The sequence below is a fragment of the Methanosaeta sp. UBA458 genome (genome assembly GCF_002496085.1).
GTDB classification, from domain to species: Archaea; Halobacteriota; Methanosarcinia; order Methanotrichales; family Methanotrichaceae; genus Methanothrix; species Methanothrix soehngenii.
The window spans coordinates 2,296-11,198 of the sequence record NZ_DAIK01000030.1; the positions used below are offsets into that span (position 1 = coordinate 2,296).

Below are 8,903 nucleotides of genomic sequence, written 5' to 3' on the forward strand. Positions count from 1 at the left end.
TCAGCATCGGTATAATAGAGAATGAAGATAATGGAGGCCAGGCTCATCAGAGCTGCGAACAATGTGGCCTTCAATCTCTCATTCATCAATTGGAAGGTAGATCTATTCTGTAAATACTTATTGACTCGAAGATCTCTCCCAGGACACCATCTCTCTCAGGACACCGCTCTCAGGCCACTTCTCTGTAGACCGACTCCATCATATCCAGGGCTCGCGGCCAGGAGTACTTCTCTTCCACCGCCATTCTGCCCTTCCGGCCGAGGTTCATCCTCAGGTTCGGGCTCTCATGCAGCTCGAGTATCATCTCGCCCAGCTCCTCGGGGCTGGAATAGATCATTCCCCCCTCTCCTGCCACCTCAGCCACCCCAGGAGTTTTGAAAGCCAGGACGGGAGTCTCGCAGGCCATGGCCTCGAGAAGGACGATGCCAAATGCCTCCAGGCGGTTTTGGGTGGGGAGGACCAGAACCTCGGCATGAGAGAGGGTATCGATGAACCGGGACCGATCCAGCCTGCCGGTGAACCTGGCCCTGACATCAAGCCTTCTGGCCATCTCCTCCAGGCGGCTTCGGTCGTAGCCATCCCCTACAAGGACCAGTTCTAGGTCGGCCTTCTTCTGCACCTCGCTCATGGCCTGGATTAGAGACTCAATTCCTTTGTAGTGCAGCAGCCTGCCAGCATAGAGAACATAGCCCTTCTTATCTCTCTTCCGGGGATAGAGGGATACGTCCACTGCATTGGGCACTATCTTCGTCTTATGAATGTAGTCCTTCAAGACGGGAGAGGTTTCTGCATAGCTTTTTGTGGTTGAAATCACGATCTTTGCCCGGTCCAGGATGGGGCGGATGATCTCCCTGTTCACCCCCTCAACCGCTGCCCCAATGGATCGAGGGAGATAGTGTCCATTCAGGTTCCCCGGGATCACCACATCGTTATGGTAGGTGACCACATGAGGAGACGAATCCCGGAGCATGAAGGCAAACAGGGGGCTGGGCACATGGCTATGATATATGTCCGCCTCAAGGTTGGGCCGCTTGATGGGAATAGGAACATAAAAAAGGTCGATGCTGGGAATGCGGACGAACCCATTATTCCATCTTCCGCATGACGAGGCCACAGTTACCTGGTGGCCCCTCTTCGCCAGGCCGTCGGCCAGCTCCTTCACATGATACTCAACCCCGCCCAGATGAGGGGGAAAATAGGGAGATACCTGAATGATCTTCATGGATTGGAGCGGATATTGGGAGTACAACGAACTTAAAGCTAATGCAATTCAGCTATGTATCAGCCACCTTTAGCATGATGTCAGAGGAGCTATATTCAGTATCTCCTGAGGCATTAAAGCCCCTCTGGCTCATCAGCAGGTCTATCTGTTGATCTATGGAGGTCTTGAGGCGGAAGCTTTTCGCCAGAGAGTTATCGAATGAATACTCGGATGCGTGGCGGCCATCCCTGACCAGGACGGTGATCTGGTAGTCGCCCGCGGAGAGGCCCCGGGTCGACCAGCTCCAGCTATTCGACTCTGACCATCTAATCATATCCTTTCCTCCAAGCTGGAACTTGTAAAGGATGGGATCGTTGTCCGGGTCCATGGCCTCCGCCTTCCAGACGATGGTCTCCCCCAGAACCCGAGGGCTGGAGAGATCCGGCACAAGGCTTGAGAGGACGGGAGGCAGATTTTTGTCCATTAATGTGAATTCAGCATCTATTGAGCCATCGAAAGAGTCCGTAGGAGCGTGCTTGCCGTCCCTGGCCAGGACAGTGATCCTATGCGTGCCGGGGGGAGCATCAGATGTGTCCCAGGTCCAGGAAGAGGAAGAGGACCAGCCGGTCATATCCTGGCCATCGAGGAGGAACTTGTAGGATAGCTCGTCTCCATCAGGATCTGCAGCTCTGGCAGTCCAATTTATGATAGCGTCTGTTTCGAGTGGACTGATTGCATCCGGCTTCAGCTCTGCGAACATCGGGATCTGATTGAGGGATGCAGTGGAGGATGCGCCCGCGGGAACATCTGCTGGCTTTGATGGATCTTCAGGAGAGCTTACAAGAAGAGGAGTTGAGGATTCTGCAGACGATTCGATCGGAGAGCCTATTGTCGATTCCTTCAGGGCGTAAGGCCGATTCATCTCGCAGTCAAAGGAGTTCTGGCTGGCATGAGAGCCGTCCATTATCTGAACGGTGATCTTATGATCTCCTGCCATCACTCCAGAGCTATTCCATACCCAGGAATTCGATGGCATCCAGCCGGTCATATCCTGGCCATCGAGGAGGAAGCGGTATGATATCTCATCCAGGTCTGGATCTGCTGCGCTGGCGGTCCAGGTGATCAGGGATCCCTGTGGGCTGGGGCTCTTCCGGTCAGACTCCAGCTCCCTCAGAATGGGTGGCTGGTTTTGTTCCAGGATGACCATGGTGGCATTCAAAGAGCTATCAAATGAGTCCGACGGTGAATGAAGGCCATCCATAGCCTGGACGGTGATGACATATTCGCCCGCGGGCAGATAATGCGTGAGAAAGCTCCAGCTGCCGGATCTGGACCAATTTTTCATCTCTTCACCATTGAGGAGGAAGCGATAGAGGATCCTGTCACCGTCCGGATCTATAGCCTCTGCTCTCCAGATGATCGCTGTGCCCTTTGTCTGAGGGCTGGGCATGCTCGATTGGAGGCTCTGCAGAACCGGCGGATGGTTGATAATGGAATCTCCTTCTGCGGGCTGACCGGGGATGGTGCCGTACCTTGCTGGATTCTTGGCCGTGTTGACATCTTCTGGCACGGGATTTATCTGTTCATCTGACGCTGCAGATGAGGACAGATTAGCAGAGGAAGATGTGGATAGATTTGTAGATAGGAAGATGGATGAGGACACATTCTCAGGGCCAGATGCATTATCAGGGAGGACTGAAATCTTAGATGCCGCCTGATTCGTGGAATTTGAGCTGGAGAGGGATTCAGCCTCCTCGGGATAAGGGCTTTCCTCAGAGGTTATGCTGCTGGCCTTGGGCTGGGCTTTTATCTCGCCGCTGCTCGCATCAGTCGGCTCAGTGACTGCACCGGTCTCGACAGCAGCCTTTGCTGGCGGCGGATATTCTGTCGTCTCCGTGGCATTCTTTTTTTCCGTTTCAGTTGCAGCGGATTGTGGCTTTGATTTGGCAGAAGAGGAGCTGGAGGCTGCAGATCCGCTAACCTGGGCGACAGAGCTGCCACCGCCTCCGGCACTCAGGACTGTGACCTTTGTCTTCTCTTCAAATGAGACTGGCAAGCCGTCAGAGCTCGCCATTGATTCGTTTGTGCTGTTTTCCATTTCTTCCTGATCCTCGGACTGATCATCAACTAGATCGACCAGAAGATGCTCAGATTTGCAGGGGGCAGTGCTGTCCCCTTCTTTGAATAGGAGGAGATCAAGCCTCTGCTGTCCTGGCTGTCCCTCAAGCACAAAGCCCAGCATGCTCTCCCAGGTCTCATTATCAGCCAGACGCAGGCCTTTGACGAAGATGGTGGAATTGTCAAAGACCAGCCGGAGGGAGTAATTGACCGGAATGCCTTCATGGTTGTCGATCCTCGCCCGCGCTTCCAGGTCGCGGCCAGCGGCAAGAGTCGTGTATTGCCCTTCGGATGAATCGCCAAGCTCGCTCTTCGGCCAGGTGACTTCCAGATCGGTATGGCCCTTGGGAGAGGATAAGAAATTCATGCCAGGTTGATAATGATAAAAGGCCAGGGCCAGACCAGCCAGAACGAGGACTGCGGCCAGGGCGATCAGAAGAGGGCCCCGGGAGGAGACGAAGCCTGATGAGATGCGGCCAGATGTCCTGCGACTGCGATAGCTCCTCTTCGCTCCGATCACAAACCTCCTGTTGCGAGGTATAGCCGACCAGCGGAGATAGGATAGGGCGGCAAGAAATAGCACAAGAAAAGAGAGAATAGTGGCCAGGGATGCCGCCTGGAGCCCCCTGGGGGTAAGATACAGAATCAGACTGATGAGCCCTGCCAATAACAGAGAGGCCCCCAGAGAGAGGAGAAGGCGTCTATTCAAATCCAGGTCGCCGGCGGCTGGAAAGAGGGAGAGGACTGCGAGGTAGCCGGGTATCAGTATCACCAGAGCTAAAGCAAGATATGAGCCGGCCTCTTTCAGCGGTGGAGCAAAAAGATTAGCCAGAGCAATCGCTGATAAAGAGATCAGAATGGATGCGATAAGGTACCAGGGAATCTGCCTGGCAGTCCTCAAATCATTATCCCTCCTTTAATAAAGCCTGGAAGTCCATTTGGCAACAAGCAATAAAACCTTTTTCCTTGAATTCTTCATNNNTAACTCGATCTCGATTCCCACCGGGCAGTGGTCGGAGCCATAGACATCATCGAGGATAAAAGCCGATTTCACCCGATCCCGCATGCTTAAAGAGACGAAGAAGTAGTCGATCCTCCAGCCCACATTGCGCTCGCGAGCCCTGGTTTTCATATCCCAGAAGGAGTATTTTTCCCCTTCAGGATGAAAGAGGCGGAAGGTGTCCAGGAAGCCGTGCTCTATCAATCGGTCGATCCAGGCCCTCTCCTCCGGAAGGAATCCTGATATCTTCTCATTCGGCTTGGGCCGGGCGAGATCGATCTCCTTATGGGCGGTGTTAACATCGCCGCAGATCACAATATCTCTGCCCTCGGCCACAAGCCGGTCCATGAGATCGAGGAACAGATCATAGAACCTCATCTTATAGCTCAACCTCTCCTTTGAGGCCTTGCCGTTGGGGAAGTAGACATTGAATAGCAGAAAATCCCCATAGTCGGCAACAATCGCCCTCTGCTCATCATCAAAGCCAGGCAGGCCCAATGAGTACTCCAGGCTCAGGGTTTTGATCTTAGTGAAAAGGGCCACTCCATCCCGCCCCTTTCTGGCGCCTGGACTGAAAAACGATATGTATCCGGGAAGGCCATTGAGCTCTTTTGGAATCTGATCCTCTGTCGCCTTGATCTCCTGGAGGCAGAGCACATCTGGGCGATCTATCATAAGCCAGTCCACAAAGCCCTTCTTATAGATGGCTCTCAAGCCGTTCACATTCCAGGACAGAATTCTCATGGATGGCATCCTTTCCCCTCAAATGAGAGTTATTGCCATCCGATTAATTCCTTGCGATTGTATTTCGATTGTGAGGAAGATATGTCCACACGAAGAATCATGTGATAGTGCATCAAAAGATATAAAAATTTCTAAAGCTTCATGGCGATGGGACTCCTGCAGAAAATATCGCCTTGGAACTGAAGATGAGCAAATCCTTGGTACACGAGTTCATCCAAATAATCAAGGATCTGGCTGAGACGAGAAAAGGAGAGAAAGAATGATAATCAAGAAAATCGATAACATGAGAGATATAGGGGCCATTTGCTGCTATTTGCCTATGTATATATAGGGTAATCATTATCTTTGTACGATGAGAAGTGGGATGGATGAAAAGGAAAATTGAGATCATCGGCCCTAAGGTGCATGGAGTTGGCTACAGGTACTTTCTGATGAACCAGGCCATGTTTATGGGAGTAAATGGTTTTGCTGCCCAAAACCAGCTAGGCAAGAATGGCCAGCAAGAGGTGTGGGTGATCATAGAAGGATCTAAGGGTCCACTCGATGCTTTCAGTACCTTTGCACAGACAAAGCGTCCTGATGACGCAGAAGTATCGGATGTAATTATCAAGGATTTCGAAGGGTTTGTTCCTCGAATGGTTGACTTTGCCTTAATTCTTACCGCAGGACAGATTGTAAAAGCAATCCCGATAATACAGGAGATAAAAGGCCACACTGCAGAGACGGCAGAGAGTCTGCGAGAAGATAGGCTCGTCAGAATGGAGAGGGATATTCAGGCAATAAAAGCAAGACTAGGGATGCCATAGAGGGTGCTTCTACGACCCGCGACAGTGAACATCAAATTTCTATAAAAGAAATTCTTATAGGAACAGGGTCATCTTCCCGGCAGAATGACAATCAGATCCACCCTGAACATCCTCATCGCCGAGGATAATCCAGTGAACCAGAAGGTAGCTCAACTCATGCTGCAGAGACTTGGCCACCGGACGGACCTGGCGGCAAATGGTCAGGAGGTCTTGCGGGCCCTGGAAAATCAGTCTTGCGATCTGGTGCTCATGGATATCCAGATGCCAAAGATGGATGGCATAGAGGCCACCAGACTCATCCGCAGCCGCTGGCCACAGGGCCCCAAGATAATAGCCATCACCTCCTTCGATCCAGAGTTCTGCCGCGAGCAATGCTTTAGCGCCGGGGTGGACGACTTCATCAACAAGCCGATCAGAATGAATGAGCTTGACGCTGCCATCGATCGCAATATGAGCCTTAGCAGCAGCAAGAGCGGACCCCTCCTTTTCCAGCCTATCTGAGGTTCAGGCAATATGTCTACGGTCTGAAGACAAAGGCTACCTCCTCCCAGGCCTTCTCCAGAAGCTTGCCGTAGTATTCTGCATCATACTCCGATGCCTCCTCCTCCAAATCGACCTCCCAGCGTCCGGCATCCGCCACCACATATCCGACCTCCATCCCGGGAGCAGGATGACGTCCGGCGATCTTGAGGGCCTGAACAGCAGAGGCCTCAGCACAGCGGCGGCTGTAATTTGTCCTGCTCAGCCGGCGACGTACGGCCAGCTCCCGGACCGCGACCCTGGCATCCATGAGATCCCGTTCGTACCTTCTGCGGACCTCCTCTGCCCGGGGCTTGCAGAGACGGAGCTCCTCCCTGTTCGCTGCCCCTGCCAGAAGCTCGAACAGATCCATCTGCATTCTTTGCAAATAGCGTGGGGTGTCTCCTCTCCGAGCAGCCACTCCCCGAACCTTCATCCTGCCCTTATCCAGCCGGCCGAAGTAGCGGGTATACGACCCTGAGCCGTCGGCCATGGGCAGGAAGGCTATCCAGTCAAAGCTGTCCACCTCGGTGAGAATGCCGGTCATCTGCTCCACCGCCTCCTTGTAAATCGAAATAGGCCCGCCCCGGACCCAGAGGCAGTCCACAATGCCGTGCAGGACCTCGAAATCCATATCCTCAGCCAGCTCCTTGATATCCATGAGCAGCTCCCGGGAGATGGCGGTGATCCTCTCGTGCACCTGGATCTGGCCGAACTTGGCATTTCGATATCCGGTATAGCCAAAGCAGGTCACCAGCATCCACTTCAGCACCGAGTCGATTCCTCTGTACTCGGGGTTGGTCTTCTTCCGCCTCTTGGTCTCAATTCGAAGGTTGAGCAACGAAGTGATCACTGTTGCGAGAAAGCCCTTCACCTCCGGATGATCCAGGCTCTCCGGGGAGAGATTGTACTTCACGATGATGGACGGATATAGTGAGGTAAAATCGATCTGGTGGACCTGTTCATAAACCCCGGGATCGGGCTGAAACATCATACCACCCCGGTCACAGGCCTTCAGATCGGTGATCTTCCTTGCGCTCTCCACATCGCTCTTCCGGAAGGGGACGACCATCCCCCGGCGCAGGGCCTCAAAGACCTCATAGCTGGAGATCAGAGTGCCGGGGGTGAAGCGAGAGGTGAGGTTCGGAGAGAGGCCGGAGAGCCTGGAGGCCATCAGCACTCCCTTCAGCCCACCTTCCCGATAGACGAAGCTTTTGGCGGTGTCTATGAGCACCCGCCCCTCAGGAATGAGTGCGCCCTCTTTGTGGTTGGCCCGGCCATAGCTCCAGTAGGATTTGGAGGCCATCGATTTGAACCAGCCGCTGCGGCTGAAGGCCGGCTCAAGCCCGTACCTTTCCGCCTTGCGGACCATTGCCGGAACCCAGCTGTCGGCATAGGGAAAGAGGATCAGGTCCGGGTTGTAGGAGCTGATCAGCTCCATCAGGTCGGCAATGACCGTCCTCTCCGGTCCGTTCAGACTTCTCGTTCTATCCCTGCAGATCTGGATGGAGGAGATCTCCGTCCCGGGCCGGAGGGAGGCGCCCCCTGCGCCCACTGCCTTTACCTCCACCTCCAGACGGGTCAGGGGGACTGCGAAATCCGGAGAGAAACGGGATTCTTCACTCTCCCCGCAGGGGAAGAGGTCGTGCTCGGCAAGGTAGCACTGATCATTCCTTATGTCCACATTGTAAAGCTGGGCAGAGTAGCGGGTCTGGATCTCGATCTTCTCCGCCACTTTGCGGCCGGCGAAGATCCTGTAGCCCTCCAGAGGGCCGAAGATGGTCTTGAAATCACACTCCTCCACCCGGTAGAGGCCTTCCAATGCGGCGAGCATCTCCCTGTAGGCGGGAGGATCTCTCAGGTGCATATAAAATGAATTGGGAAAAGGAAGGCTGACCTTTATCGGGCCGTTTTCTCTGCCCCATAGCTCCACTGTGCCCTTATAATACGAGTCGAAGATCCACATCCAGCGCTTCCTCCCGGAAAGATGGTCGGGCCTGCCCGGCATCTTTCGGATCATCTGGATCTTACACTGCAGGGAGATATGGGTGTGGAGTGCGGGGGGCGAATGTGTCTGAATAGATCAGATGGACTTCTCCCAGCCTTGGCCGGCGTCTATCAGAGGCCGGACCTCCGTCAGATCGAATGTGACCATCACATGGACCATCTCCGCCGCCTGCTCGCCAACGACCTTGGCCACCTGGCTCTTGTAGCTCTCCAGCTGCGGCCCGGACGTGACATACTCTCTCATCCGCAGATAGACCCGAATCCCTTTCCAATCAAGGATCTCCGAGCCCTGATTCATTATCATATAGACCGCATTTGGGTTCTCCTGCAGGTTGGCAAATGTGCGACCCCGAGCAAACGCCGCGGTGATCGTCTTCTCATCGATCATCTGAAGCGAGCCCATAACTGCCACATCCACTATTCCATCCTTGCTCGCAGTGCCAAGAATGCCAAGCCTCGGCTGCCGGTTGAAGTACTCCATCAATTTTGCTGACATTTTCAAAACCTC

The 8,903-nt window shown here is 53.8% G+C and carries 7 protein-coding genes; 2 read left to right on the plus strand and 5 right to left on the minus strand.

The window, feature by feature from the left end; all coding sequences use genetic code 11:
- Nucleotides 1–169: 169 nt before the first annotated feature.
- From BP822_RS01890 to BP822_RS01900, 3 genes are read right to left on the minus strand one after another with little or no spacing between them, the layout of a single operon-like run.
- Complete coding sequence (locus BP822_RS01890) at nucleotides 170–1,249, minus strand: glycosyltransferase family 4 protein (RefSeq protein ID WP_286877596.1); 1,080 nt, start codon at nucleotides 1,247–1,249, stop codon at nucleotides 170–172.
- 25 nt (nucleotides 1,250–1,274) lie between these two features.
- The gene (locus BP822_RS01895; protein WP_286877597.1) at nucleotides 1,275–4,220 is read right to left on the minus strand and encodes a DUF1616 domain-containing protein; all 2,946 of its coding nucleotides are present in this window, start codon (nucleotides 4,218–4,220) and stop codon (nucleotides 1,275–1,277) included.
- Between the two features lie 15 nt (nucleotides 4,221–4,235).
- The gene (locus BP822_RS01900; RefSeq protein WP_286877599.1) at nucleotides 4,236–5,072 is read right to left on the minus strand and encodes an exodeoxyribonuclease III; all 837 of its coding nucleotides are present in this window, start codon (nucleotides 5,070–5,072) and stop codon (nucleotides 4,236–4,238) included.
- A 359-nt stretch (nucleotides 5,073–5,431) separates the two neighbouring features.
- Here BP822_RS01900 and BP822_RS01905 point away from each other — a divergent pair, with 359 nt between their 5' ends.
- Nucleotides 5,432–5,869 (plus strand): acylphosphatase, encoded by a 438-nt coding sequence (locus tag BP822_RS01905; protein WP_013718341.1) that lies wholly within the window; start codon nucleotides 5,432–5,434, stop codon nucleotides 5,867–5,869.
- A gap of 84 nt (nucleotides 5,870–5,953) precedes the next feature.
- A complete protein-coding gene (locus BP822_RS01910; protein WP_273466719.1) occupies nucleotides 5,954–6,370 on the plus strand; it encodes a response regulator in 417 nt (138 codons plus the stop codon).
- A 16-nt stretch (nucleotides 6,371–6,386) separates the two neighbouring features.
- On the opposite strand, the gene BP822_RS01915 is transcribed toward BP822_RS01910, so the two are convergent.
- Together BP822_RS01915 and BP822_RS01920 are read right to left on the minus strand one after the other, a co-directional pair.
- On the minus strand, nucleotides 6,387–8,408 hold the full coding sequence (locus BP822_RS01915; RefSeq protein WP_273466717.1) for a type B DNA-directed DNA polymerase: 2,022 nt from the start codon (nucleotides 8,406–8,408) through the stop codon (nucleotides 6,387–6,389).
- Nucleotides 8,409–8,471: 63 nt separating this feature from the next.
- On the minus strand, nucleotides 8,472–8,891 hold the full coding sequence (locus BP822_RS01920) for a pyridoxamine 5'-phosphate oxidase family protein (RefSeq protein WP_013718338.1): 420 nt from the start codon (nucleotides 8,889–8,891) through the stop codon (nucleotides 8,472–8,474).
- Nucleotides 8,892–8,903 lie beyond the last annotated feature (12 nt).